The organism is Streptomyces pluripotens, assembly GCF_000802245.2.
Lineage (GTDB): Bacteria > Actinomycetota > Actinomycetes > Streptomycetales > Streptomycetaceae > Streptomyces > Streptomyces pluripotens.
Genome location: NZ_CP021080.1, coordinates 404,236 through 430,913, shown reverse-complemented (window position 1 = coordinate 430,913; position 26,678 = coordinate 404,236). Strand labels below are relative to the sequence as shown.

Below are 26,678 nucleotides of genomic sequence, written 5' to 3'. Positions count from 1 at the left end.
GCTTCGGGTCGGAGTGGCGGACCCGCACCACATCGCGTACGAGCAGCAGCACCGAACACCGTCAGGGAGAGCGAGACCCTCAATGGCCCAGCAGCCCCTCCTCCGCGATGTCATCGACATCAAGAAGTCCATCTCCACTTCGGACTTCGTGCTGTCCCTCGCCGAGGCGACGACACCCGAGGGCGCCCAGCACGCGCTGCAGGACTACGTCGTCACCGAGCGGCTGCTGGAGAACTTCGACGAGGCGCTGGCCCTCATCAAGTCCTCGCTCGACGGGCACCGATCCAAGGCGGCGTATCTCCACGGCTCGTTCGGTTCCGGTAAGTCGCACTTCATGGCGGTGCTGTACGCGCTGCTCAGCGGCAACCAGGCCGCTCGCGCCCGCACCGAGTTCGACCCGGTGCTGACCAAACACGAGTGGCTGACCACGGACGGCAAGAAGTTCCTCCTCGTGCCGTACCACATGCTCGGCGCCAAGGCCCTGGAGCAGCGCGTGCTCGGCGGGTACGTCACACACGTCAAGAAGCTGCACCCGCAGGCCCCGACCCCGCAGGTGTACCGGACCGACTCCCTCTTCGCCGACATCGGCGCCATGGTCGCCAACATCGGCGACGAGGCCGTGATCCGCGGCCTGGGCGGCGGCACCGACGCGGCCGACGGCGAGGAGGACGAGTGGGGCGAGGGCTTCGCCTGGACCCCGCAGCTCCTCGCCACCGCGCTCGCCGCCGAGGAGGACCACGAGGGAGGCACCCCGCTCGACCTCCGCCATCCCACCACCCCGGCCGAGCTGCGGGCCAAGTTGGTCAACGACGCCAGCACCACCCTCCTTCCCGGCTTCGCCCAGAACGCCGCCGAGAACGAGCACGGCTTCATCTCTCTGGACGCCGGCCTGTCCGTCATCGCCGAGCACGCCAAGTCGCTCGGCTACGACGGCCTGATCCTGTTCCTGGACGAGCTGATCCTCTGGCTCGCCACCCTCATCCACGAGCAGAAGTTCGTGGCCCGCGAAGCCAGTAAGATCACGAACTTCGTGGAGGGCGGCGACGCCCGGCGTGCCATCCCCGTGGTGTCGTTCATCGCCCGTCAGCGCGACCTGCGCGAGCTGGTCGGCGAGGAGGTATCCGGCGCGGCGGAAGCCTCCATCCAGGACACCCTGAACCTGGCCTCGGGCCGGTTCGACAAGATCACTCTGGAGGACCGCAACCTCCCGCAGATCGCCCACGCCCGCCTCCTCAAGCCCAAGGACGCCGAGGCGGAACGGCTCATCGGCGCGGCCTTCGAGCAGACCAAGCGGGTGGGCCCGCAGGTGTGGGACACGCTGCTCGGTTCGGCGAAGGGCACGACCGGCGCCGACGCGGAGTCGTTCCGGCTGACGTACCCGTTCTCGCCGGCGTTCATGGACACCCTGGTCCACATCTCGTCGGCGCTGCAGCGCTCCCGTACCGGTCTGAAGCTGATGGGTCAGCTCCTCGCCGACCACCGCAACGAGATCCGTCTCGGGCAGCTCATCCCGGTCGGCGACCTCTACCCGGTGATCGCGGAGGGCGGCGACAAGCCGTTCACCGACAGCCTGAAGGTCGTCTTCGAGGCCGCCGACAAGCTGTACAAGACCAAGCTGCGGCCCTACCTCCTCAGCTCGTACGACGTCACCGAGGACGACGTCAAGCAGTACCGCACCCAGCCCGGGACCGTCACCGACCAGCAGCGCGCCAACCGCTGCCGGATGTTCCTCGGCGACAACCGGCTCGTGTGCACGCTGCTGCTGTCCGCGCTCGCGCCCAGCGTGCCCAGCCTCTCCGAGCTGACGATCCGGCGGCTCGGCGCGCTCAACCACGGATCGGTCCTCGCGCCCATCCCGGGAGCCGAGGTCGGCATCATCAAGAACAAGGTCGCCGAATGGGCCGCCCGGTTCCCGGAGATCAAGGAGACCGGCACCGACACCAACCCCGGCGTACGCCTGGAGCTGTCCGGCGTCGACGTGGACTCCGTCATCGCCAACGCCCAGGTCAACGACAACCCCGGCAACCGGGCTGCGCTCGCCCGCCGTCTGCTGTCCGAGGAACTGGGCGTCGAACACGGACAGTTGAGCGACCAGCTCGGCCTCACCTGGCGGGGCACCGCCCGCACCACCGAGATCGTCTTCGGCAACGTCGCCGACGAGGACGAGCTGCCCGACCACGACCTGGTCCCGCAGGAGGAGGGCCGCTGGCGGATCGCCATCGACCTCCCCTTCGACGAGGGCGCGTACGGGCCCCGCGAGGACGTCAACCGGATGCAGCGCCTGCGCGAGCGCCAGCAGGGCGCGCGGTCCCGTACCGTCGCCTGGCTGCCCGCGCACCTGTCCGCCCAGCGTTTCGCCGACTTCCGGCGGCTCGTCGTCATCGACAAGGCCCTCGCCGACGAGCACCGCTTCGACACCCAGTACGCCGGTCACCTCAACGCCGACAACCGCAGCCGTGCCAAAGGCCTCCTGGAAACCCAGCGCGAGGCCCTGCTCAAGCAGGTCAAGGGGGCCTTCAAGCAGGCGTACGGGCTCGCTCAGAAGCAAGTCGCCGATGTCGTGCCCGACTTCGACGACCACCTCGTCGCGCTGCCCGACGTCGACGGCCTCACCCTGTCCTTCGGACAGAACCTGCACGACGGCATCCGGCACATCGCAGGCAAGCTACTCGCCCACCAGTACTCGGCACACCCCGACCTCGACCCCGACGCCACCGGCACCGCCGTCAAGTCCGCCGACGCCCGCAGGGTGTTCACCCACGTCCGGGCCGCCGCCGAGGCGCGCGACGGACGGGTGGAGGTACCGGCCGCCGATCGCAAGCTCATGCAGCGGATCGCCGGACCCCTGCGCCTCGGGCAGCAGAAGGAGGCGTACTTCGAGCTGTCCCGCTACTGGGCCGACCACTTCCGCCAGCTCGCCAGCGCCCAGGGTGTCACCGGGGACCTGACCCTCATCACCCTGACCGACTGGACGGACAAGCCGGACCCGCGCGGCCTGCCCGACTTCCTCGCCCGGCTCGTCGTCGCCGCCTTCGCCGAGATGGACGACCGGGTGTGGGTGCGCGGCGGAACCGTACTCGACCCCCCGCCAGAACTGTCCGCCATCAAGGACCACGACGCGCTGCGCAGCCAGCCGCTGCCCGCCGAGCCCGACTGGGACACGGCACGGCAGCGCTTCGAGACGATCTTCGGGAAGAAGACGCCCACCCTGCGCCGCGGCCGGATGGTCAACCAGTTCGCCCACCAGATCATCGAGACCGCCCGTGCCGACCGCGACCACGCGGCCGACCTGGTGCACCAGCTGGAGTCCCACGCCTTCTTCCTCGGCCTCGACCAGACCGCCGACTCCGGACGGCTGGCGCTCGCCCGCCGCTCCCTGCAACTGCTGGACGCGCTCACGGCGGAGGCCGGCAAGGGCGCGGCCGGGGCGAAGAAAACAGTCGAGGCCCTCGCCTCCTTCGACCTGGGTGCGATCAGCGCCGACCGGTACGGCACCTCCGTCAAGCAGGCCCGCAGCGTCGCCGAGGCCGTCGCCTCCGCACCCTGGGGCACGCTGGAACTCGCCGCCGGTCTCGGCCCCGAAGGCGAGGCGCTGCTGGACTCGCTGCGCAATGTGGCCCGCGACGACCAGCGCACCGCGGACCTGCGCGAGGCGCTGACCCGCACCCAGCGCGAGGTCGTCGCCCTGGTGAAGCGCAGCCAGGCCGCTGCCACCCCGCCGCCTCCTCCCGTCGCGCCGCAGCCCACGGCGGACGACCTGTCCCTGAACACACCGACCAGTGATCCGCGCATCCCCTACACCCCGCAGGAGACACCCTCCTCGGCGAGCTCTGGTGCCCCGGCCTCTTCGGGCGGCGGCACCGCGCGGACGTCCGGTGGCCGCCGTACGACCGCGGCACGAGCCGCCGCCGACCTCCAGGCGGAGCTGTCCGAACTGGCCGCCCGCCACCCCGACGCGACCATCGAGATCACCTGGAAGGTCGTCGAATGACGGACACCGTCGCTGTCGCTCCGGGCGCGGTGCGGCTGAACACCGCGACCGTCACCCCGTACCTGTCCGCGCAGTCGTCCCTTGCCGCCTCCCTGACGGGGGACGGCGGGGGCAGGCGCCGGATCGTGCTGCTCCGGTCCGTACCCCGGTGGGAGGGCCCCGCCGAACCCACGTGGGGCGAGGGCAGGACGGCCGGCGTCGCGGTGGCGCCCTCGCCGCTCGCCGTCCACGAACTCGTCCTCGACCACCTGTCGGGTCGCCGGCCCGGCCCCGCCGTGCTGGTCGTCCTCACCGACCGCGAGCAGAACGAACTCGACCCGGCGATCCTCGCCCGCGTCCACAAGATGCGCATCGACGCCGTCGACAGCTGGGACGTCGTCCGCAACGCGTTCGGCGCCCGGCAGATCGACCCGCGCCTGAAGGACGTCAACTGGGCCGCCGAGGCCCTGCTCGACGCCACCCCGCCCACCACGGGCGGCTGGCCGCCCGTGCCCGGCGGATGGCTGTCCCGGCAGTACGCCCTCACCGCGCTCACCCAGCGCCGCCTGCGCCTCGGCCGCTACGACACCGAGGACAGCACGCGGCGCCCCGGCGACGACCGGCTCGACGCGCAGGCCCTGCTGCACTGGTCGACGCGGTCGGGCGCGCCCGAACGGCTGCTGGGGCTGCGCGGCCCCGAGCGCGCCGGCCTGACCGCCTTCCTCGGTGAGGAGGACCAGGCAGGCCTCGCCGGACGCGCCCTGCTCGCCCTCGTCGACGCCGAGCGAGGCGCGGACGCCGCCGCCTTCGGCCTCGTCTGCGCGGCACTGTGGCAGCACGCCGATCCCGCCCCCGAGACCTACCGGGCCAGGGGCCGCGCCGAACGGTACTTCGGCGACCAGCCCCCGGCCGTCGGCGATCAGCTCGATGTCCTGGTGACCGTCTTCGGCCGGTCCGCCGAGGAGTACGTGACCGCCCTGCTGACAGCCGCCCACCGCCACGGCGGCGACGCCGACCACGCCCGTGAGGCACGCCGCGTCACCGGCACCGTGCTCGACCGGGCGGCCGTGCTGGCCCGCCAGTTCGGGGCGGAGGCCGCCGTCGGGGCGAGCCCCGTCCTGCGCGGTGGACTCGATGCCCGGTTCGCCGCCGTCGGCCGGGCCCTCGCTGCGGGCGGCACGGCCACCGTGGCGGAAGCCGTCCGGAACTTGGCTGACCACCGGCTCGCCACCGACCCGGAGGAGGCCTCTTGCGTCGAACGCGCCCGCATGGGACAGCGCCTCGCCCGCTGGCTGGCCACCGACCCGTCGGCTGACGCCCCGACCGTCGCCGATGCCATACAGCGCCACCTCACCGAGACCGGCTGGGTCGACCTCGCCCTGGAGCACATCGAGGCCGGCGGCGACCCGGGCCCCGTCCTCAAGGCCGCGTACGACGCCCTCGGCGCACGCGTCAGGGGTCGGCGGAGGCAGATCGACGCGTCCTTCGCACGCTCACTCGCCTCCTGGACGGAGTCCGGCACCCAGCCCGGCGGCATGCTCACCGTCGAGACCTTCCTCGACCGCGTGGTCGGGCCCGTCGTCCGGCGCACCGGGGAGCGGCGGGTGCTGCTGCTCGTGCTCGACGGCATGAGCGCGGCCATAGCCAACGAACTCGGTGAGCAACTGCGCCGCTCCTGGGCGGAGTTCGACCCGCTGCCCGAGGGCGTCCCGCTCCGCCGGGCGATGGCCGCCGCACTGCCCACCGTGACGGCCGTGTCCCGCACCTCCCTCTTCGCGGGCACGCTGATGAAGGGCACCCAGGCCGACGAGAAGCGTCTCTTCCCCGCGCTGAGACTGTGGGGCGGAACCCCGGCCGCCGTGTTCCACAAGGACGACCTGCGCACCGAGACCGCGGGCGACACCTTCGGCCCGGCACTCACGCAGGCGCTCACCGACGGCCGGACCCATGTCGCCGTCGTCCTCAACGCCATCGACGACCGTCTCGCCAAGGAGCAGAAGCTCGGCGACGGAACCTGGCGGGTCGACGACGTGCCCGGCCTGCGCGACCTGCTGCGGGTGGCGGCTGCGCAGGGCATGGCGGTCGTCGTCACCAGCGACCACGGCCACGTCGTCGACCGGCACGGCACCAAGGCCGACGCCGCCGAACCCGCGTCCGCCCGGCACCGCCTGCCCGGCGGGCCGCTCGCCGAACGGGAGATCGCCCTCTCCGGGCCGCGCGTGGTGTGGCCCGGGCCCGGCGCGTCCATCGTTGCGCTCTGGGACGCCGACTCCCGCTACACGGCCCTCAAAGCCGGCTACCACGGTGGCGCCTCGCTGGCCGAGTTCACCATCCCGGTGCTTGCCTTCCTGCCCTTCGGGGCGGAACCGCCGAAGGGGTGGCGGGAACTGGGCGATCAGCGTCCCGCCTGGTGGGCGCCGGAGGAGGCCGGAAATCCGCTCCCGGAAGAGCCCACGGCACGGACGACCGGCGCGGCATCCGTCCCCGCACCGAAGAAGCCGACGGCGAAGTCCCAGAAGGAACACGCGGAACTCGCCCGGACCCACGAAGCCCTCTTCGACGTCGCGCTGACCGCCGGGAGCGACGACGCCCTGCTCACTCCGACCCTCGTCTCCCGGACCGAAGCGCTCGTCACGGCGCTCATCGACTCCGAGACGTACCGGGCGCAACTCGGTGGCCTGGCCCGCAAGCCCCAGCAGGAGCAGGTCCACAAGGCACTCACCGCCCTCCTGGACGCGGGCGGCACCCTGCCGGTGACCGCACTGGCCCAGCGCGCGGGCATGCCCACCGCCCGAGCCGACGGCTTCGCCGCCGTCCTGCGGCAACTCCTCAACTACGACGGCGTACAGGTACTGGAAACCCTGCCGGACGGGCGCACCCTCCGGCTCCACGAGGCGCTCATGCGGGAGCAGTTCGCCTTCGGAGCCGGCTGAAGGTCTGCGTGCGTGGGCGGTGCCGGGCGGCCCATTGCTCCTGGGGGTAGGCCGACACCGCCTTCGCCTAGGAGCCTTGGAGTCCCTGGCATGCACGGCGCCGGGCGAGGCCTTCGAACGGCCCGGGAAGGGCGGCCCGGTCGAAGCGGGCCGCCCCTGAACGAGCTATGAGTCGCGCCTGACGTGCTTGAGCACGTTCATGCCTGCGGTGAGGACGGCCATGAACGCGGCGCCGCTGGTCGTCAGCGTCGCCAAGGGGCTCGCGTGGAGCGCCATCGTCACGATGGCAGTACCGAGGGAAGCCACACCAGATGCGAGGGTGACGATGGTGATGTCACGAGCCGGATGGTTACAGGTCTGCTGGGTCGAGTGGATCGACACCGTTCCTCCATGGAAATACTCGCTCGCTGGAATCGGGCACAACTGACCTAGGTCAGTTGACGTTTTGTCCAGCGCTGCGCGTTCGGGCGCTACGGAGCCCGCAACCAGCCGGTTGCTGATCGGAACGCGCACGGCGAGCAAGTCAAAGAGACCCCCAAGGGCGGACAGACGGAAACGATGACACGTTATCGCCAACTCGCCCACATAACAACGCACTTCTCCGAAGCGTGGCTGCGACCCGGCAGCGCCCACCCGGTGGTGCGGCCCGAGACACCACCGTCACGCCGCGAACGCGCCCAGCAGCGTCGCGACTCGAAATCCCCGACGATGAAGAACGGCCGTGCCGCGCCCTCGAAACGTTCCGTGACGTCCGCGGCGGTGACGATGCCCGAGAAGCAGCCGTCGTCGCCGCCCGCGGACCACGTCGACGAAGTGGCGACTCGACACACAGGACCGTGTGGAGCGCGGGCCTGCCAGCGGGGCCGGCCGGCTCCCGGTCCCGCACGGAGGGACTCGGGAAATGGAAGACTGGTGCTGTGAGCACTACCGGATCCCAGCGCCCCGCCCAGGTGAGCGCAGCCCGCCGCCGCACCGTCATCGACGCGCTGCGGCGCGGTGCCGTACCCGACAGCGGTCTCGACCTGCTGGCCACCGGACTCGACCGGTTCGAGGCGGCCCTGGACGCGGAACTGGACGCCGTGGCGTCCGGTGGGTCCGTGTTCAAAGCCGTGCGGGGCGAGTACGGGTCCGGCAAGACCTTCTTCACCCGCTGGCTGGGTGAGCGGGCCAAACGCCGCAACTTCGCCGTGGCCGAGATCCAGATCTCCGAGAACGAGACCCCGCTGCACCGACTGGAGACGGTCTACCGGCGGCTCACCGAACGGCTCACCACCTCCAGTTTCCGGCCCAGCGCGCTGCGCCCCGTGGTCGACGCCTGGTTCTACGCCCTGGAGGAGGACGCCCTCGCGGCCGGCGCGACCGAGGACGAACTGCCGGGTGAAGTGGAGAAGTTGCTCGTCGCACGGCTCGCCGAGGTTTCCCGGCACGCCCCGTCCTTTGCCACCGCGCTGCGCGGTTACCGGGCCGCCCTCGCGGACGGCGACGAGGCGACCGCCGCGGCCGTCCTGGCGTGGCTCGGAGGCCAGCCGCACGTCGCCGCCTCCGCCCGCCGGTCCGCCGGCGTGCGCGGCGACCTCGACCACTTCGGCGCCCTCGGGTTCCTGCAGGGGCTCCTGACCGTCCTGCGCGACTCCGGGCACACGGGGCTGTTCGTCGTCCTCGACGAGGTGGAGACGCTGCAGCGGGTCCGGTCGGACGCCCGCGACAAGGCGCTCAACGCGCTGCGACAGCTCATCGACGAGGTGCACTCCGGTCGCTTCCCCGGCCTCTACTTGGTCACCACGGGCACACCGGCCTTCTACGACGGCCAGCAGGGCGTGCAGCGCCTCGCGCCGCTCGCCCAGCGGCTGGCCACCGACTTCACCACCGACCCGCGCTTCGACAACCCACGCGCCGTGCAGATCAGGCTCCCCGGCTTCGACCAGGAGTCGCTGGTCGGACTCGGCGTCACCATCCGGGACCTGTACGCCGACGCCGCCGAGTCGTCCGCGCGTGTGCGGGAGGTCGTCGACGACTCGTACGTCGAGGATCTCGCGCTGGCCGTCGGCGGGGCACTGGGCGGGAAGGTGGGGGTGGCCCCCCGGTTGTTTCTGAAGAAGCTCGTCGGGGACGTGCTCGACCGCGTGGACCAGTTCGACGACTTCGCCCCCCGGCAGCACTACCGGCTGACCGTCGCCAGCGGTGAACTCACCGACGTGGAGCGGAACCTGGCCGCCACGGTCACCGGGGGCCCCGCATCGGCCGACGACATCGACCTGGAGCTGTGATGCCGGATGCGGGGAGCCCGGCCGGCGAGGCGCCGGGCGACGAGGGCGCCGACGTACTCGACCGGCTCGACCCCGTCGTCCTGCACCACATCGTCAACACCCTCGGCTGGCCCGACCTGCGACCCCTGCAACGAGCGGCGATCACCCCACTCATGGACGGGCAGGACGCCGTACTGCTGGCGCCGACGGCTGGCGGCAAGACCGAGGCGGCCTGCTTCCCCCTGCTGTCGGCGATGACCGAGCAGAAGTGGGCCGGCACGTCCGTGCTGTACCTGTGCCCGCTCAAAGCACTCCTGAACAACCTCATCGGCCGTGTCGAGGCCTATACCCAGTGGCTGGGGCGGCGCGCGGCACTCTGGCACGGCGACACCAAGGAGTCGCAACGGCGGCGCATCCGTACCGAGGCACCGGACATTCTGCTGACCACGCCCGAATCGCTCGAAGCGATGCTGATCGGCGTCAAGACCGACCACGTCCGCCTGCTGGGGGGCGTACGGGCCGTCGTCGTCGACGAGGTGCACGCCTTTGCCGGGGACGATCGGGGATGGCACCTGCTCGCCGTGCTCGAACGGCTGGAACGGGTGACCGGACGGCGTATCCAGCGCGTGGGCCTCTCGGCGACCGTCGGCAACCCCCACCAGTTGCTGCACTGGTTGCAGGGTGCGGGCGCCGACAGCCGTACCGGCCACGTCGTCGCCCCGGGAGCGCACCTGCCGGCCACCGACGCCGGTGTGCCCGGCGACGAGGCGTGCGCCGACCCTTCCCGCAGGCCCGCGGGTGCGGTGGAACTCGATTACGTCGGCTCCCTGGACAACGCCGCCAAACTCATCGCGGCACTGCACAAGGGAGAGAAGCGGCTCGTCTTCTGCGACTCACGCCGCCAGGTCGAGGAGCTGGGCGCCGCGCTCCGGGCCCGCGACGTGACCGTCTTCCTCTCCCACGCCTCCCTCTCCGTCGACGAACGCGCCCGATCCGAGCAGGCGTTCGCCGAGGCACGCGACTGCGTCATCGTCTCCACCTCCACCCTCGAACTCGGCATCGACGTCGGCGACCTGGACCGCGTCATCCAGATCGACTCGCCGGTGTCGGTCGCCTCCTTCCTGCAGCGCATCGGCCGCACCGGCCGGCGCCCCGGCACCGCACGCAACTGCCTGTTCCTCACCACCCGCAAGGACACGCTGCTCCAGGCGGCGGGCCTCCTGCTGCTCTGGTCCCGCGACTGGGTGGAACCGGTCGTCCCCCCGCCGGAGCCACGCCACCTGGTGGCCCAGCAACTGCTCGCCGTCACCCTGCAGCAGCACAAGCTCGGCGACCGGTTGTGGGACCGGCAGTGGAACGGTCTCGCCCCCTTCGACGGATCCGCCGCACCGATCCTGCGCTTCCTCACCGAGCAGGGATTCCTCGACAGCGACGGCGGCATGCTGTTCGTCGGACCCGAGGCGGAACGACGCTTCGGCAAGCGGCACTTCATCGAACTCACCGCCTCCTTCACCGCACCGCCCCAGTTCACCGTCCTGTCCGGGCGTACGGAGATCGGCCGCACCGACCCGAGCGTGCTCACGGAAGAACGCCCCGGTCCGAGGCGGTTGCTGCTCGGCGGACGCAGCTGGCAGGTCACGTACATCGACTGGCTGCGCAAACGCGTCTTCGTCGAGCCCGCCGACGGCGGCGGGATCGCCAAGTGGATGAACGGCGGCGTCGCCGGACTGTCGTACGCCCTGACACGTGCCATGCGCGAGGTGCTGCTGGGCACCGACCCGCCGGTTACCCTCACCCGTCGTGCGCAGGCATGCCTGGCGGAACAGCGTGCGACGGACGCACCCGACACCGTGCACCCGGGCGGCACGCTGGTGACGCGGGTCGGCAAGGACGTGCGCTGGTGGACGTGGGCCGGTTATCGCGCCAACGCCACACTCGCGGCCACCCTCCGGTCGGTCGCCGATCCGCTGCAACGCCCCACGGACAGCTGGCTGCGGCTGCGCGAGGACCTCACTCCGGCCGACTGGCGCGTGGCCCGCGAGGACAGCGGCGACACCCTCGTCCTGCCCGACGTGGATCACCGCGCGGTGCGCGGCCTGAAGTTTTCCGTCGCTCTGCCGGAGCGTCTCGCCGTTGCCACGGTCGCCGCCCGCCTGGCCGACCTTGACAGCGCACGCCTGGTGATGGCTGAACCGGCGCGCTTCCAGCACGGCACCTGACAGGCCCGTTCCAGAGAGGGCGGTCGCCACGGAGCCGGTTTCGAGGCTCCGCGGCGGACGACGACACCCCGTACCCGCCGGACCGCACGGACGTCGAGCCGGCCCGGCTCGACGTCACCGTCCTGCTGCGTCACGGCCTCGCCGCCGAGCGCCGCGCCCGGCGCACCGGCACGTCCGGCTCGGCTCCGGGCAGCGGAAGTCCCCACGTCTGCGGGGCGCTCGGCCGTACGGTCAGGCCGTCGCGCTCCAGGAAGCGTGCCACGGTCGCCCGGTAGCGGTCGGCGACGCTCCACGAGCGTGGTGTCAAGGAGGTCGCGGTCGGGCAGCCGCAGGAAGAGGCTGGAGATCTCCCGCCAGGACTTCGGGCCCTCGCCGAGCAGGGGGCGCGGCTCGACGACCGACTCGGGCAGGAAGTGCGCACTGCACTCCTCGCAGAAGTAACTGGCGATGCCCGCACCGCACTCGGGGCAGCGGCCCTGGAGCCAGCCGCCCCGCGCCGGCGGAGGCGAAGGGGTCGTGATCGAGTTGCCCCCGGCGCGTGAAGGAGGAGGCTGGTTGTGGACCTTCCGCACGCACCCGAACGTGCGCGACAGCCCGGCCGGCCGCATACCGGTCGGGACAGGAGCAGTACGGGAGCGCCTGTCTCCCGTGAGTGATTACCACTCACGGGCCGCCCCGTCCGTCTGCAACTTGCTGGGCGTTCGTGTGGGGATGTTCTGATTTGCCTCTGCGGCCGACCGGCACCCTCACGATGCTCCGCAGGAGCTTCGTTCCCGCCCGGCCTCCGGAGCCGGGGTATCCACGAAGGAGAGCCCCGATGGGCGGCGCGCTCACTGCCACCCCGGAACCGATGACGCTGGAGGACGCACAGGTCCTGGCGCTGGAATCCGGGCCGATCCGAGGTCACACCCTCAAAGTCCTCCTGATCCGGGACGCACCGGGCCGCTCGCTCCTCCCCGCTCTGCGGGACAGGGTCGAGTCCGGCCTGGAGAGCCTGCCGCGCTGGCGGCAGCACCTGATGTCCTCCCCCGGGTCTCCGGCCGGTCTGGCCTGGCAGGACGAAGCACAGTTCCGCATCGACCGGCATGTGCGCGAGGCGGGCGGCGGCAGCCCGGTGGACGAGGCCGGTCTGCGCCGGATCGTGGCCGCCGTCATGACCGAAGCCCTGGACCGGTCCGAACCCCTGTGGACCCTCGACGTCGTGCCCCGCCTGGCCGACGGACGATGGGCGCTGATCTGGAAGGTGCACCACTGCCTGGCGGATGGCGTCACGACGATGCACGCGGGAAGCCGCCTGATCTGGACATCGGACCCGCCCGAGGTGCCGCAGTCCGCCGTCCGAGGCGCACCCGAAGCACCCCTGCCCGGGGGCGCGGAACCGGGCCGGCGGTCCGCGCCGGGCCTGCCCGCGCAGGTACGGGCAGGTGCCCGCCTCGCCCGGGCGGTGGGGTACCGAGGGCTGCTGCTGCGCGAGTTCGGGCCGCTGGGCCGGCTGTCTCCGTTGGCTGCACCCGTGGGTGGCCGACGTGTCGTCGCGTTCGCCCGCTGCGAACTCGCCGATCTCTACCGCATCGGCCGGGCTGTCGCGCCGCACGCCACCGTCAACGACGTGCTGCTCGCCGCCGTTGCCGGTGCGCTGCGGACCTGGCTGCTCACATGCGCCCCCGGCGCGGCGATCAAGGCCGAGGTCCCGGTGAGCATGCACCGTGGTCCGGTCACTGCCGAAGCGGCCGGGAACCGGGACTCCTTCCTGCTGGTGAGCCTGCCCGTCGCGGAGCCCGATCCGCTCACCCGCCTGCACGCGGTGTCCGTCGCGACCGGCCTGCGCAAGAACCGGCACGATGCACGGGCGGTCTACGCGCTCGGGCGAGCCGCCGCCCGGACGCCGTCGCCGGTGCGCCGGATGGTTCAGCACCTGGTGCACAGTCCCCACGAGTACTCGCTGAACGTGTCCAACGTGCCGGGCCCGTCCGTGCCGGTGCACGTGCTGGGCCGCCGGGTGGACAGCCTCTGCTCGATCGCGGAGATCGCGCCGCGGCACGCCTTGAGGGTCGCCGCCGTCTCGCTCACCGGCACGCTCTTCGCCGGGCTGTGTGCCGATCCGGGAGCCATCTCCGATGTCGATGCGTTCGCGCGGGACATCGAACTCGAGGTCGGGACCCTGCTCGCGAGGACGGGGGCGTGAAGGACCTCGGAAGGCTGCGGCAGCGAGCGGGAATCCGCGCCACCGTACGCCGCCGGCTCCGGGACGGGGCCGGCGGCAGGGCCGTGACCTCGCCGAGTGCGATGGCGGCCATGCGGTTCTCCGGCCATAGCAGCGCAGATCCGTGACCGCTCCCTGACGCCTGCGGTTCCCCCGCGCCGGAGCCCGTCGCTGTGCAGCTCAGCCGGTCGCGGCGTGCCCGTACACCCGCCGGATCGACGCCGACAGGTGTGGCCGGCGCTCCGCGCGGCCATCGGTCCGGCCCGGGCGTTCCCTTCCACCCGCCGGCTCCGGAGAGGAGCGCGGTGCCGCAGCGCAGCCGGTGGACCGAGCCGAGGCGGGGCGGCCCGGCGCCTCGGAGGAGGACGCGACGCCGTTCCCCCGCGCTCACGATTGCCCTTCTTAATCAGACGGACTAGTCTGTTCGATTAAGGAGGTGCGGTCATGGTGACGCGGGTCAGGAAGACGAAATCGGAGGAGAGGATCCTCACGGCGGCAGCCGAATTGTTCTATGCGAACGGGCTGCGCGGAGTCGGCATCGATCAGGTCATCGCGGCGTCCGGTGTCGCCAAGTCCACGCTCTACGCGCACTTCCGCACCAAGGAGGAACTCGTCGCGACATACCTGCGGCGGACCGACGACTCCTGGATGGCGCAGCTACAGGACGCTGCCGCACGCACCGGGGGCGGCCCCCGCGAGCAGCTCGTCGGGCTGTTCGACGCGCTGACGGACGCCTTCGACCGGCACGGCTTCTTCGGATGCCCGTTCGTCAGTGCGGCGGTCGAGGCCGACCTGGACTCGGAGGCCAGGGCCGTCACCGTGCGTCACACGCGGCGCCGTCAGTCGTGGCTGACCGAGCTGGGCGAGAGGGCCGGCGCTGCTGAACCCGACGCGCTCGCACGGCAGATCGGTCTCCTGATCGACGGCGCACTGGCATCGGGGCGGCTGCTCCAGGACCGTGCCGTCGTGGAGGAGGCGAAGTCAGCGGCACGTCGGCTAGTCGCCGACCGCACCTGACCGCGTTCGAGCACATACCCAGGCCCGGCGCCGCGGCTTCCGGCCCCCTGTTCACCAGGCAAGACAGAGCCTTTGTTCACCAGGCAAGACAGCAAGGAGACGCCGTCATGCGCGCAGTGGTCCTCGAGGAGTTCGGCACCCCGCTGGTCCGCCGTGAGATCGACAAGCCGGCCGTCGCTCCCGACCAGGTTCTGGTCAGGGTGGTGTCCAGCGGTGTCAACCCGCTGGACACCAAGATCCGGGCCGGGAAGGCGGCCCACGCCAAGCGCACACTGCCGGCCGTCCTCGGCCTGGATCTGGCCGGCGTCGTCGAAGAGGTCGGCGCGGACGTCCGCGGCTTCGCCACGGGCGACGAGGTCTTCGGCATGACCGGCGGCGTCGGCGATGTACAGGGCTCGCTCGCCGAGTACGCGGCCGTCGACGCCCGCCTGCTCGCCCACAAGCCGCGCTCGCTCACCCACCGCGAGGCCGCGGCCCTGCCCCTGGTCGTCATCACGGCCTGGGAGGGACTGGTCGACCGTGCGCAGGTCCGCGCCGGGCAGAAGGTCCTCATCCACGGCGGAGCGGGCGGGATCGGCCATGTGGCCGTGCAGATCGCCAGGGCCCGAGGCGCCGAGGTCTTCGCCACAGCGTCGCTCGCCCGGCTGGAGTCCGTCCGGCGTCTGGGGGCCACCCCGATCGACTACACCACCACCCCCGCGGACCAGTACGTCGCCGAGCACACCGGCGGCGAGGGCTTCGATGTCGTCTTCGACACCGTCGGCGGCGCCGTGCTCGATGCCTCCTTCACGGCGGTCCGCACCTACACGGGCCACGTCGTGAGTGCTCTGGGCTGGGGGACGCACAGCCTCGCGCCGCTCTCTTTCCGCGGCGCGACCTACTCCGGGGTCTTCACTCTGCTGCCCCTGCTAACCGGGCGCGGACGGGAACACCACGGCGAGATCATGGGGGCGGCAGCAGCGCTCGCCGACGCGGGAGCGCTCAAGCCCCTCGTCGACCCCCGGCACTTCACCCTCACCGACGTCGCCGCTGCCCACGCGGCAGTGGAGAGCGGCGACACAGACGGCAAGATCGTGATCGATGTCGGCTGACGGTGACGTCCGGCGTACGGGCCTCGGGCAACCTCCGAGCGGGTGCGGTGGCTGCACGGTGGGGGCGGAGTCAGGCCGGACCGTGCATCACATGGTTTGAACCACAAGGCTGCCCGGATCGAGTGCTCCACAGGCGACGGTGGGGCAGCCAGTCGCAGGTCCACTCGACCGCCTGATGCCTTGGGGCCCAATGAAGCCCCAGGCTGCCGGGTGCGTTGAACGACTTCCAGGTCGATGCGGAGGTTGGCTCCGTGCTCAATGAAGTGCTTACCTGGCGCATCGTCAGGTAAGTCAGCATCTGGTCAGCATGAGTCCTTGCACACCCCGAGGCAGGTGCTCGAGCGGTTCCTTGGACGGCGATGGCACAACAGCCTGCTTCTACGCGGAAGCGCAGGGGGGAACCTTCTTGTCCGAGTGGGATCGATGTTCCTCAGCATCTTCGAGTGCGAAGAGTGTCGGTGTACAGTGAGTAACGCCCTTGACCTGCAGAAAGCTGGCAGGGAGCCGTCTTCCAGGAGTCCAAAGTGCTGCGCACCATGTTCAAGTCCAAGATCCACCGTGCCACCGTCACTCAGGCTGACCTGCACTACGTGGGATCGGTGACCATCGACGCCGATCTCCTTGAGGCTGCCGACCTGCTGCCGGGCGAACTCGTGCACATCGTCGACATCACCAATGGCGCCCGGCTGGAGACGTACGTCATCGAAGGCGAACGCGGGTCCGGAGTGATCGGGATCAACGGGGCCGCGGCCCACCTCGTCCGTCCGGAAGACCTGGTGATCATCATGAGTTACGCCCAGGTCACTGACGCCGAGGCACGGGAGCTGCGGCCACGGGTCGTGCACGTCGACGGCGGCAACCGGATCGTGGCCCTCGGCGCCGACCCCTCCGAGCCGGTACCCGGCTCGGAGCAGATGCGGAGCCCGCAGGCCGTGTCGGCCTGATCGGCGGACCGGGTCAAGAACCGGCACGAAAACCGGGGGCGAAGCGCGGGGCGAAGCCCGGGAGCGCGCGGACCCGTGAGCGATATCGCGATGCGCGACGACCGGGCGGTCGGCCGCGCGGAAGCCCTGGGCGAGGGCAAGATCGCCGGACACACCGGTGACTTCGGCCTGGCACGGGAGGGGTGCGTCCCAGGAGGGTTCCGAACGGCCCGTGCCGCCCCCGGACGGCCCCCTTCGGTGCCGCCGACGGGTGAGTGCCTGAGCGGTGCCCGGGTAGGCGGGGGAGTAGTCCAGAGGCGACGTCCAGCGACTGCCGGAGGACACCGATGACGAACCCCTTCCTCAACCCCGTGACACCGGGGCCGCCCCCGGGGCCGCCTCCAGGGCCGACCCCGCCGGATCCTTATCCCAGCCCGGTCCCGCCGCCGGAACCGGGCCCCGGTCCGGAGCCCGCACCACCGCCCCCGCCGGGCCCCGGACCGACCCCACCTCCCGTGCCACCGGCGCCGGGCCCGCCGGAGCCGTCACCGTCCCCGATCCCCCCGGGTCCCGAGCCGGTTCCGAACCCCGAGCCCGGCCCACCTCTCACCTGAGGACAACGGGGGCGACGAGCGCACCGAGCGCACCGAGCGCACCGAGCGCGACGCGAGGGGGTGGGGAGCCGCGGGGTCGGGATCGCGACACCACACGCGTGGGACGGCCGTTCCCCCGTCCCACGGTGCGCAGGCGCAGGCCCAGCTAGGCCGAGACCTCAGCGCGGTCCCCACCCCACATCGTGTGGAAGGACCCCTCCCGGTCCACCCGGCGGTACGTGTGCGCCCCGAAGAAGTCCCGCTGCCCCTGTGTGAGCGCCGCGGGCAGCCGCTCCGCGCGCAGCGCGTCGTAGTACGCGAGCGCCGCCGCGAAGCCCGGCGTCGGCACTCCCTGCCGTGTCGCCGCGACCAGCACCTCGCGCCAGTCGTCCTGGGCCGCGGCGATCTCCCGGGCGAACGTCTCGTCCGACAGCAGGCTCGGCAGGTCGGCGCGGGCGTCGTACGCGGCGCGGATGCGGTCCAGGAAGGCGGCCCGGATGATGCAGCCACCCCGCCAGATGGAAGCGACCTTGCCGAGGTCGATGTCCCAGCCGTACTCTTCGCTGCCCGCGGCGATCTCGTGGAAGCCCTGGGTGTACGACACGATCTTGGACGCATAAAGCGCCTGCTCGACCCGGTCCGCGAAGGTCGCCGCCTCGGACTCGCCGAGCGTGGCCGGCTTCGGCCCGGTCAGGCCCCGCGAGGCCTCTCGAAGGCCGGCGTGGCCGGACAGGGAGCGGGCGAAGACCGCCTCGGCGATGCCGGAGACCGGCACGCCTAGGTCCAGCGCGATCTGCACCGTCCAGCGGCCGGTGCCCTTCTGCTCGGCCTGGTCCACGACCACGTCCACGAACGGCTTCCCGGTCGCCGCGTCCACGTGGGACAGCACCTCGGCCGTGATCTCGATCAGATAGGAGTCGAGCCGCCCGGTGTTCCAGGTCCGGAAGATGTCCGCGATCTGCGCGGGGGAGTAACCGGCGACGTCCCGCAGTAGTTGGTACGCCTCGCCGATCAGCTGCATGTCGGCGTACTCGATGCCGTTGTGGACCATCTTCACGAAGTGCCCGGCACCGTCCGGCCCGACGTGGGTCACGCACGGCGCGCCGTCCGCCGCCTTCGCGGAGATCTTCTCCAACATCGGACCCAGCGACTCGTACGACTCTGTCGAGCCGCCCGGCATGATGCTCGGCCCGTGCAGCGCGCCCTCCTCGCCGCCGGAGATGCCCGTACCGACGAAGTGGATGCCCTGTGCGCGCAGTTCCCGCTCCCGGCGCCGGGTGTCCGCGAAGTGCGCGTTGCCGCCGTCGATGATCATGTCACCGGGTTCCAGGAGGGGTGCGAACTCCTGGATCACCGCGTCCGTCGGCTCGCCCGCCTTCACCATGATCACCAGTCGGCGCGGGCGCTCCAGTGCCGCCACGAACTCCTTGGCGGTCTCGGCCGCGACGAAGGCGCCCTCGTGCCCGAACTCCTCCACCAGCGCCTGCGTGCGCGACACCGTACGGTTGTGCACGGCGACGGTGTAGCCGTTGCGCGCGAAGTTGCGGGCGAGATTGCGGCCCATGACCGCGAGTCCTGTGACGCCGATCTGCGCTGTAGTGCTCATACCGCCTGCTCCCTAGCTGCCTCGTGACCGCGGCTCCGTCCGTACGGGCCCTCGCCCATCCTGGCGTGCCGCTACGGCGAGTGCACATCCGACTCGCCACGTTCCCATACGTGGCGACCGTGCCTTGGGGCTCACTCACCAGCGATTTACCCCAAGGAGGTTCGCCGGCCGGCCACTTGACGGGAGCGTACGGCTGGTTTGCGGCCTTGCCATGGCCTGTTCCCGGCGTTTACTTTTGCCCCTCCTGACGCATGTCGAGGGGATTTCGGACATGGCCGTACGCGGCCGGCACCGCCGGTACCAGCCGAACAGGATCAACCGCACCTCACTCACCGTCACGGCAGGCGGCGCCGGTCTCGCGCTCCCGCTGGTCGCAGCCGGTTCGGCCAGCGCCGCCGACGCGGTCACCTGGAACAAGGTCGCCGCCTGTGAGTCCAGCGGCAACTGGAGCATCAACACCGGCAACGGCTATTACGGCGGGCTGCAGTTCACCCGGTCCACCTGGGAGGCCTACGGCGGCACCCGGTACGCCCCGCGCGCCGACCTGGCGACCAGGGACCAGCAGATCACCGTGGCCGAGAGGGTGCTGGACGGGCAGGGGCCGGGCGCCTGGCCGGTGTGCTCGGTGCGGGCGGGGCTGACCCGGGACGGTGGCAGCCCCGGCCGGCACGCGCAGAGCACCTCAGCGCACCCAGTGGAGAGCGGCTCCGGGCAGTCCGGTTCAGGACGGTCCGGTTCTGCAAGGTCCGGTTCAGTGTCACCGGGTTCCGCGACGTCCCGTTCGGTGCCTGACGTACGGCCGCAGGCCATTCCTCAGTCCCGCGCCGGCCGGGCCGAGATGTACACGGTGGTGCGCGGTGACACCCTCTCCGGCATCGCCGTTGAACGTCATGTCCAGGGCGGCTGGCAGCAGTTGTACGCGGGCAACCGCACGACGATCGGCGCCGACCCCGATCTCATCCTGCCGGGTCAGCGGCTCAGGCTGCGTACGGGGGCCGCGACCGGCACCCACACCGGGAGCAGGACACCGGCGAAGAAGACCTCCTCCGGGTCCCCTCATCGAACCTCCCCGGCCGGCCACTCGCTCGTCGCGCCGGTGAACGCCCCCATCGGCACCGGCTACCGCGCGGCGGGTGCCCACTGGTCGAAGGGCTACCACACCGGCGTCGACTTCCTGGTGCCGACCGGTACCTCCGTGCAGGCAGTGGAGGCCGGTCAGGTGGTGGCCGCGGGATGGGCCGGTGCCTACGGGTACCAGGTCGTGCTCCGGCACGCCGATGGCCGCTACACCCAGTACGCCCATCTGTCGGCCATCTCCGTGCGGGTCGGCCAGCACGTCGGTGCCGGCCGGCGCATCGGCCGCTCCGGTGCCACCGGGAACGTCACGGGCCCGCATCTGCACTTCGAGGTGCGGACCGGACCCGGTTTCGGCACCGACATCGATCCGCTCGCCTATCTGCGTGGCGGCGGCGTCAGGATCTGACGCGTGCCCGGCGCCGCCCCGGAACCGGCGCACAGACTCCCCTGGGGCGCGGGTCGTACGACGTGGGAGGCTCCTGGTCGGGCTGCGGTCCGCCGTCCTGGCAGGGCTCCACGACGGAGTGTGGGACGGGTGCGGGCGGTTCGCGGTGTACCGGCCCGGCCGGTACACCGCCGGTCGCGGCGTGCTCCCGTCGGTCGGCCCCGTCCACCTCGGACCACGCGGCGGGGCGTGGGTGCGGCACGGGGACGAACGCGTCACCCGCCGAAGGCGCCGCACAGGCGCCGCGAGCGGGTTCCGCGACCGCAGGCGTGCGGGTACCGTCTCCCCGCTGCGTCGTCAGCATGACGAGGCCGCCCGCCGCCACGGCGCCGCAGCCGAGGGCGAGCACGGTGCCGGTATCGCCGTAGCGAAACGTCTCGCCGAACAACGCGAGACCGACCGCGGCGGCCAGCACCGGGTTGACCACGGTCTGTGTGGCCAGCGGGGCCGCCAGGCCGCCATCCCGGTAGGAGGCTTGGGACAGCAGCACGCCGGCGACGGCGAACAACGCGACCACGGTGAGGGAGAACAGCTCGTCCAGGGCGATGTCCCGGGTCCAGTCCACGGCGACGGTCTTGGTGAACACCGACGCCATGCCGAAGGCCGTACCGGCGCCGGTGGCGAGTACGACGCTGCGCACCGCCGGATGCCGGCGCGCGGCCAGGCCCGCGCACATCAGCGCCACGATCACCCCGCCGGCGGCCAGGGCGACCGCCAACCGCAGGGCCGGGTCGAGGGAGTGCCTGTCGGAGGAACCGACCAGGGACAGCAGGCCCGCCAGACCCGCCGTGGCCATCAGCGCGCCACGCCACGCTGCCGTATCGGCCCTGCGGCCGACGAACACCGCCGCCATGGGCAGCGCGAACACAATGGTCAGCGCGCCGAGCGGCTGGACGAGGCTCAGTGGCCCGCAGGCCAGTGCCACGACGTGCAGCGCGCTGCCGAGGCCGTTGAGCACCAGTGCCGCCCACCAGCCGGGCCGGCGCAACGGCAGGTACGCCCCACCGGGGGACGACACCGCGATCCGCTCCTGCACGATGGCTCCCGCCGCATAGGCGACGGCGGACAGGAACGACAGCAGAACGGACGAAGCGAGCGCGCTCATCTTCGGTGTCCCCCGGGTCCGCGGAGGAGGCCCGGAACTCGCGTGCGGAGTCCCTGAACCCGCATCGTGAGGTCCTGCGACGGCGTGCGACGAGAGACGGGCTCCGGATGGGGCGGACGGTCGGCTTGCATGGCGAACACTCTGCCCGTCCACGGGCTTGCCGTCGTCGTACCTGAGCACGCAATGCGTCCTACTACCGATGGAGTACATCAACCGGGTGATCATCCTCAGGAGGGGGTGACGGGGGTTGAACCACGGCAGGCCACCCCCGAGCCCGTCCTCCGGCCGGGCCTGGTAGGAGTGCTTGCCGTGGACCTCGAACCCGAACTCGCCGCGCTCCGCCCGCTTGGCGGCTTCTTCGTCCTGCGCACGTGCGTGGGAGCATCAGGAGTCGCCCGCGGTCAGGAACTCGCCGGGCTGCCGACCCTCGCAGAGACCTACGCACTGCTGACGCCGGACGCCCAGGACAACCCGCTGGCTTCCCGTATCACCATGGTTGCGGACCGGCTCCGCACCCGTGAACTCCGGGTCTCCGCCTCCCTTACACAGCAGGCGCTGGCCGCTCGGCTGTGGTCGGCGGCCCTCGGCTGCGCCGTCCTGTACGGCCGGCTACCCGACCTCGATGCGCGCCTGCTGCGCTGGGACTTCCGCGCTTCCGCCCCCGACGACCTGTGGCTCACGGCGCTGCGCCCACGGCCGGCCGACGCGGCTACCCTCGCCGGTATCGTGTTGCACAGCCATCTGGTGCCGCTGGAAGCCGGCTTGAAATCGTGTTACGGCATCGCGGCGGGCCTGCTGCGGGGCAACGCGGCCTCCGCCCTTGCGGGGGCGGCCCGGGAACTGGAGCGTTGGGCCCGCGCAGGCGGCCTGTCCGATGTGGTGGCGCGGACCCGAGCACTCACCGCCGAACTCTTCACCCACCCGGACCTGCGCACCGCTGGCACCCCCACCGACGCCAGCGTGGGCACGGCCTTCCGGCGCCGCAGCTGTTGCCTGTACTACCGGGTCCCCGGGGGCGGGGTCTGCGGCGACTGCTGCTTCATCCGGCCGCCCCGCTCTTCCCCGGGGGCTGCGTCCGGATGACCGCCGAGGGGCCGGGACGGCACCGGCACGGTCGCTGGTCGCCCGCAGGTGACGTCCCCTGCCGGGTTCGGCAGGGGAGGCGCCGAGCGCCCTCCGACCGGCGCGGACCGGATCCGCGCCGGCCGGAGCAGTGGCCCACCTCCACACGCACCGTCACATGCGACGCGCGCCGAGCGGTATCGGCTGGTTGCTCTGGTTTGCGGTGATCGACCCTCAGGATGCAGGCAACGACGTCGAACCTGCGGAGGTCATCCGGCATGAGAGGGACCCGGCGCGCGAGGCTCTGTCTGGCCGGGGTGATGGCAGCGTCCGCGCTGATCGCCACCCCTGGCGCACAAGCCGTCGAACGGCCCCGGACCGACGGCCGCCTCACCGACCTGGTCAACCCCTTCATCGGGAGCCAGAACGAGGGCAACACCTTCCCCGGTGCGGCCGTGCCCTTCGGCATGGTGCAGTTCTCCCCGGACACCGGGCACCGCACCGGCTACGACTACGCGCAGCACCGCATCCGCGGCTTCTCCCTGGTCCACCTGTCGGGTGTCGGCTGCCGCATCGGGGGCGACCTGCCCGTGCTGCCCACCACCGGCGAGGTGACGCAGACGGACTACGCCCGGTATGCGGCGGCCTTCTCGCACGAGGACGAGGAGGCACGTCCCGGCTACTACCGCGTCGGTCTCGCCTCCGGCATCCAAGCCGAGCTGACCGCGACCGCACGCACCGGCGTGCAGCGCTACACCTTCCCCGCCACCGGCAAGGCGAACGTGCTGCTGAACGCGGCCCAGTCGCTGCACAAGTCGGTCGGCAGTTCGGTGGAGATCCTCGACGACCGCACCGTGCGCACGGAGATCACCGGGCACGGGTTCTGCCGGGACACCGCCCCGTACACGGTGTACACGATCACCCGCTTCAGCCGGCCCTTCACCGCCTACGGCACGTGGGACGGGCGGACCGTCACCCCGGGCGCCCGTACCGGACACGGCGGCGCCTACGTCCGGTTCGACACCACTGGGAACCGCACCGTCGAGGCGACCACGGCCCTGTCGTACGTGGACGCGCGCGGTGCAGCGGGCAACCTGCGCGCCGAGGGCGGCCGGTCCTTCGACGCCGTGCGCCGCAGGGCCCGGGAGGAGTGGGAGGCGAGGCTGTCCGGCATCCGTGTCCAGGGCGGCAGCCCTGTCCTGCGCCGCACCTTCTACTCCTCGCTCTACCGGTCCTTCCTCTCGCCCAACACCGGCAGCGACGCCGACGGCCGCTACACCGGCTGGGACCGCCGCGTCCACCAGGCCGACGGCTTCACGTACTACCAGAACTGGTCGCTCTGGGACACCTACCGCACGCAAGCCCAGTTGCTCGCGCTGCTGGCGCCCCGCGAGGCGAGGGACATGGCCAGGTCGGTGATCGCGGTCGACGAGGACGGCGGCTGGCTGCCCAAATGGGGCTACGGTCCCGTCGAGACGAACATCATGAGCGGTGACCCGGTCACCCCGTTCCTGACCACGGCCTACCAGATGGGCCTGCTCAAGGGCTTCGAGGAGCGGACCTACCGTGCGCTGAAGAAGAACGCCGACGGCGTGCCGCCCGCCGGCTACCCGGGCGTCGGTCGGGAAGCCAACGCCGCATACATCGCGGGTGGTTTCGCCCCGTACATCAAGGACCGCCCGTACGCCAAGATGGGTGACTCCGACTACCACCACGGCGCCTCCGTCACCCTCGAATACGCTCTCGCCGACGCCATGCTCGCCCAGATGGCCCGCGGTCTTGGCCACCGGGACGACGCCGCCCGCTACGCCGCCCGCTCGCGCAACTACCGCAACGTCTTCGATCCCACGACCGGGTTCTTCCGCGCCCGCGATGCCTCCGGCGCGTTCACCGGCTCACCCGACCCGGCCCGCGGCACCGGCTTCCACGAGGGCACCGCCTGGCAGTACCAGTGGCTCGTCCCGCAGGACCTGCCCGGCATGATCTCCCTGATCGGCGGCAAGCGTGCCGCCAACGCGCGGCTGGACTCCTTCTTCGCCTATGACAGGCTGCTCGCCGACCCGGAGAAGACCGCCCGCGAGGTGTGGGTGCACGGGGACGCGTACGCCTACTACAACGCCGCCACCTACAACCCCATGAACGAGCCCGACCTGATCGCCCCCTACACCTATCTGGCGACCGGCCGGCCCTGGCAGACCACGGACGTGGTGCACGCGGCGCTGACCCTGTTCACGGACGCCCCGACCGGGATGACGGGCAACGACGACCTCGGCACGATGTCCGCCTGGAACGTCCTGTCGTCCATCGGGCTCTTCCCGATCCAGCCCGGCTACGACACCTGGGGCCTTTCCACCCCGGTCTTCGACCGAGTCCGCCTCGCGCTGGACCGGCGCTACTGGCCCAGCGGCGGACTGACCATCAGCGCGCCGGGCACCTCGGCCACCGACCGCTACATCCAGGCCGTCCGCGCCGACGGGGCACCGCACGCGCGGACCTATCTGACGACGGGTGGGCTGCGCTCCCTGCACTCGCTGGCGTTCACGGTCGGCCCGCGCCCGTCTGAGTGGGGTACGTCACCCGAGGCAGCACCACCGGTGCTGAAGTGACCTCGCCTGTCACCTGGGTCCCGCCCATTTCAGAGGGGTGGGACTTAATCTGCTGTTAACTGTACGTAGCTCGATCGTGCTTGACCGTAATCGGTTGGCGGAGATTGACTGCAGAGACATCCGTCGTCGACGTGCGAGGCAAGCCCGTGACTTCCGATCTGCTCGCTCCCCTCGACTTGGCCTTCTGGAACATGGAGTCCGACCGGCACCCGATGCACCTCGGGGCGCTCGGCGTCTTCGGCGCGCACTCACCCACGGCCGGAGCCCATGCGGCTGACCTGCTCGCCGCCCGCGCCGCTGCCGTGCCCGGGCTGCGCATGCGGATCCGCGACACCTGGCAGCCGCTCGCCTTCGGTGGCGCCACCCGTGAACCCGACCCGGACTTCGATCCGCTGAACCACGTACGGCTGCACGCGCCGACCGCCGACTTCCAGGCCGTCGCCGGCCGGCTGATGGAGCGACCACTGGAACGCGACCGGCCGCCGTGGGAGGCCCATGTACTGCCCGGTGAGGACGGGGTCTCCTTCGCGGTGCTGTTCAAGTTCCACCACGCCCTGGCCGACGGGCTGCGCGCGCTCAGGCTTGCCGCCGGCGTCCTGGACCCGGTCGACGTGCCCGACCGTGCGCCCCGCGCCGTCGAGCCGCCGCGCAGCCTGCTGCCGGACGTGCGCAAGCTGCCCGGACTGGTCCCCGGGCTGGTCAGGGGTGCGCTGTCCGACGTGGGTAGGGCCCTGGACATCGGTGCCTCGCTCGTCCGGTCCACCCTCGGGATGCGTCCCTCCTCCGCGCTGGCCTCTGCGCCCAGCGGCACCCGCCGTACCGCCGGGGTGGTGGTGGACATCGACGACGTGCACCGAGTGCGCAAGAGCGTCGGCGGCACGGTCAACGACGTGCTCATCGCCGTCGTCGCCGGTGCCCTGCGCCGCTGGCTGGACGAGCGTGGCGACGGTAGCGCGGGCGTGGCGCCCCGCGCCCTCATTCCCGTCTCCCGGCGTCGGCCGCGCACCGCCCACCCACAGGGCAACCGGCTCTCCGGTTACCTCATACCGCTTCCGGTGGACGAGTCCGACCCGCTCGGCCGCCTGGGTGCCGTGCGTGCCGCGATGGTCCGCAACAAGGACGCGGGCCCCAACCGCGGTGCCGGCGCCGTGGCCCTGCTCGCCGACCATGTTCCGGCCCTCGGCCACCGGCTCGGTGGCCCACTCGTGGGCCAGGCTGCCCGGCTCTGGTTCGACATCCTGGTCACCAGCGTGCCGCTGCCCGGGCTGGGGCTGAGGCTCGGTGGCCATGAGCTGACCGAGGTCTATCCGTTGGCGCCGCTCGCCCCCGGTCAGTCGCTGGCGGTCGCGATCTCCACATACCGCGGTCGCGTGCACTACGGGCTGGTCGCCGACGCGCAGGCCGTGCCCGACCTGGACCGGTTCGCGCGCGCGGTGACGGCCGAGGTGGAGACGCTGCTGGTCGCGTGCGAGAGGTGAAAGCCCGGGCCGCGGTCGGCGGGCTGCGGCAGCGGGAAACCAGCGGTTTGGTTCCGGGGCCCCGTGCTCCGTAAAATTCCCTGTTCGAAAGCGGGCGCGAGTCG

At 71.7% G+C, this 26,678-nt stretch carries 16 protein-coding genes and 1 pseudogene; 12 read left to right on the top strand and 5 right to left on the bottom strand.

What is annotated here, in order from left to right:
* Window positions 1-82: 82 nt before the first annotated feature.
* Together pglY and pglZ are read left to right on the top strand one after the other, a co-directional pair.
* On the top strand, window positions 83-3,991 hold the full coding sequence (pglY, locus tag LK06_RS01830) for a BREX-2 system ATPase PglY (RefSeq protein ID WP_086083008.1): 3,909 nt from the start codon (window positions 83-85) through the stop codon (window positions 3,989-3,991).
* Complete coding sequence (gene pglZ / locus LK06_RS01825; protein ID WP_043433816.1) at window positions 3,988-6,903, top strand: BREX-2 system phosphatase PglZ; 2,916 nt, start codon at window positions 3,988-3,990, stop codon at window positions 6,901-6,903. Before pglY ends, pglZ begins: the two co-directional genes overlap by 4 nt.
* A gap of 165 nt (window positions 6,904-7,068) precedes the next feature.
* On the opposite strand, the gene LK06_RS01820 is transcribed toward pglZ, so the two are convergent.
* Both LK06_RS01820 and LK06_RS34145 read right to left on the bottom strand, forming a co-directional pair.
* Window positions 7,069-7,284 carry a hypothetical protein gene (locus tag LK06_RS01820; RefSeq protein ID WP_043405301.1) on the bottom strand — a complete coding sequence of 72 codons (216 nt, stop codon included), beginning with the start codon at window positions 7,282-7,284 and terminating at the stop codon, window positions 7,069-7,071.
* 299 nt (window positions 7,285-7,583) lie between these two features.
* Window positions 7,584-7,694, bottom strand: a pseudogene (locus LK06_RS34145) (CBS domain-containing protein); the annotation flags it as partial.
* A 126-nt stretch (window positions 7,695-7,820) separates the two neighbouring features.
* Here LK06_RS34145 and brxD point away from each other — a divergent pair.
* A complete protein-coding gene (brxD, locus tag LK06_RS01810) occupies window positions 7,821-9,170 on the top strand; it encodes a BREX system ATP-binding protein BrxD (protein ID WP_043405303.1) in 1,350 nt (449 codons plus the stop codon).
* Window positions 9,170-11,368 (top strand): DEAD/DEAH box helicase, encoded by a 2,199-nt coding sequence (locus LK06_RS01805; RefSeq protein WP_039653914.1) that lies wholly within the window; start codon window positions 9,170-9,172, stop codon window positions 11,366-11,368. The genes brxD and LK06_RS01805 overlap by 1 nt, the downstream gene beginning before the upstream one ends.
* 130 nt (window positions 11,369-11,498) lie before the next feature.
* Here the strand turns inward: LK06_RS01805 and LK06_RS32940 are convergent, their stop codons facing one another.
* Complete coding sequence (locus LK06_RS32940) at window positions 11,499-11,675, bottom strand: hypothetical protein (protein ID WP_159025260.1); 177 nt, start codon at window positions 11,673-11,675, stop codon at window positions 11,499-11,501.
* A 510-nt stretch (window positions 11,676-12,185) separates the two neighbouring features.
* Here LK06_RS32940 and LK06_RS01800 point away from each other — a divergent pair.
* The 4 genes from LK06_RS01800 (at window position 12,186) to panD (ending at window position 16,623) form a co-directional block, all read left to right on the top strand.
* On the top strand, window positions 12,186-13,553 hold the full coding sequence (locus LK06_RS01800) for a wax ester/triacylglycerol synthase domain-containing protein (protein WP_052269998.1): 1,368 nt from the start codon (window positions 12,186-12,188) through the stop codon (window positions 13,551-13,553).
* Between the two features lie 462 nt (window positions 13,554-14,015).
* Complete coding sequence (locus LK06_RS01795) at window positions 14,016-14,588, top strand: TetR/AcrR family transcriptional regulator (protein WP_043405305.1); 573 nt, start codon at window positions 14,016-14,018, stop codon at window positions 14,586-14,588.
* 107 nt (window positions 14,589-14,695) lie between these two features.
* Window positions 14,696-15,679: a zinc-dependent alcohol dehydrogenase family protein gene (locus tag LK06_RS01790; protein WP_043405308.1), complete on the top strand. Its 984-nt coding sequence runs from the start codon at window positions 14,696-14,698 to the stop codon at window positions 15,677-15,679.
* Between the two features lie 524 nt (window positions 15,680-16,203).
* Entirely contained in the window at window positions 16,204-16,623 is a 420-nt protein-coding gene (panD, locus tag LK06_RS01785; RefSeq protein WP_039653918.1) for an aspartate 1-decarboxylase, read from the top strand.
* Between the two features lie 738 nt (window positions 16,624-17,361).
* Here panD and gndA read toward each other — a convergent pair.
* The gene (gene gndA / locus LK06_RS01775) at window positions 17,362-18,801 is read right to left on the bottom strand and encodes an NADP-dependent phosphogluconate dehydrogenase (RefSeq protein ID WP_039653919.1); all 1,440 of its coding nucleotides are present in this window, start codon (window positions 18,799-18,801) and stop codon (window positions 17,362-17,364) included.
* A gap of 271 nt (window positions 18,802-19,072) precedes the next feature.
* Between gndA and LK06_RS01770 the strand changes: the two genes are divergently transcribed.
* Complete coding sequence (locus LK06_RS01770) at window positions 19,073-20,284, top strand: transglycosylase family protein (protein ID WP_039653920.1); 1,212 nt, start codon at window positions 19,073-19,075, stop codon at window positions 20,282-20,284.
* Here the strand turns inward: LK06_RS01770 and LK06_RS01765 are convergent.
* Window positions 20,274-21,428: a DMT family transporter gene (locus tag LK06_RS01765; RefSeq protein WP_071659057.1), complete on the bottom strand. Its 1,155-nt coding sequence runs from the start codon at window positions 21,426-21,428 to the stop codon at window positions 20,274-20,276. The two genes, LK06_RS01770 and LK06_RS01765, sit on opposite strands and share 11 nt — an antisense overlap.
* Before the next feature lie 309 nt (window positions 21,429-21,737).
* Between LK06_RS01765 and LK06_RS01760 the strand changes: the two genes are divergently transcribed.
* From LK06_RS01760 to LK06_RS01750, 3 genes are all read left to right on the top strand, one after another.
* On the top strand, window positions 21,738-22,511 hold the full coding sequence (locus LK06_RS01760; protein ID WP_039653921.1) for a (2Fe-2S)-binding protein: 774 nt from the start codon (window positions 21,738-21,740) through the stop codon (window positions 22,509-22,511).
* Window positions 22,512-22,768: 257 nt separating this feature from the next.
* The gene (locus LK06_RS01755; RefSeq protein ID WP_039653923.1) at window positions 22,769-25,096 is read left to right on the top strand and encodes a GH92 family glycosyl hydrolase; all 2,328 of its coding nucleotides are present in this window, start codon (window positions 22,769-22,771) and stop codon (window positions 25,094-25,096) included.
* 146 nt (window positions 25,097-25,242) lie between these two features.
* Window positions 25,243-26,574: a wax ester/triacylglycerol synthase family O-acyltransferase gene (locus LK06_RS01750; protein WP_039654006.1), complete on the top strand. Its 1,332-nt coding sequence runs from the start codon at window positions 25,243-25,245 to the stop codon at window positions 26,572-26,574.
* Window positions 26,575-26,678 lie beyond the last annotated feature (104 nt).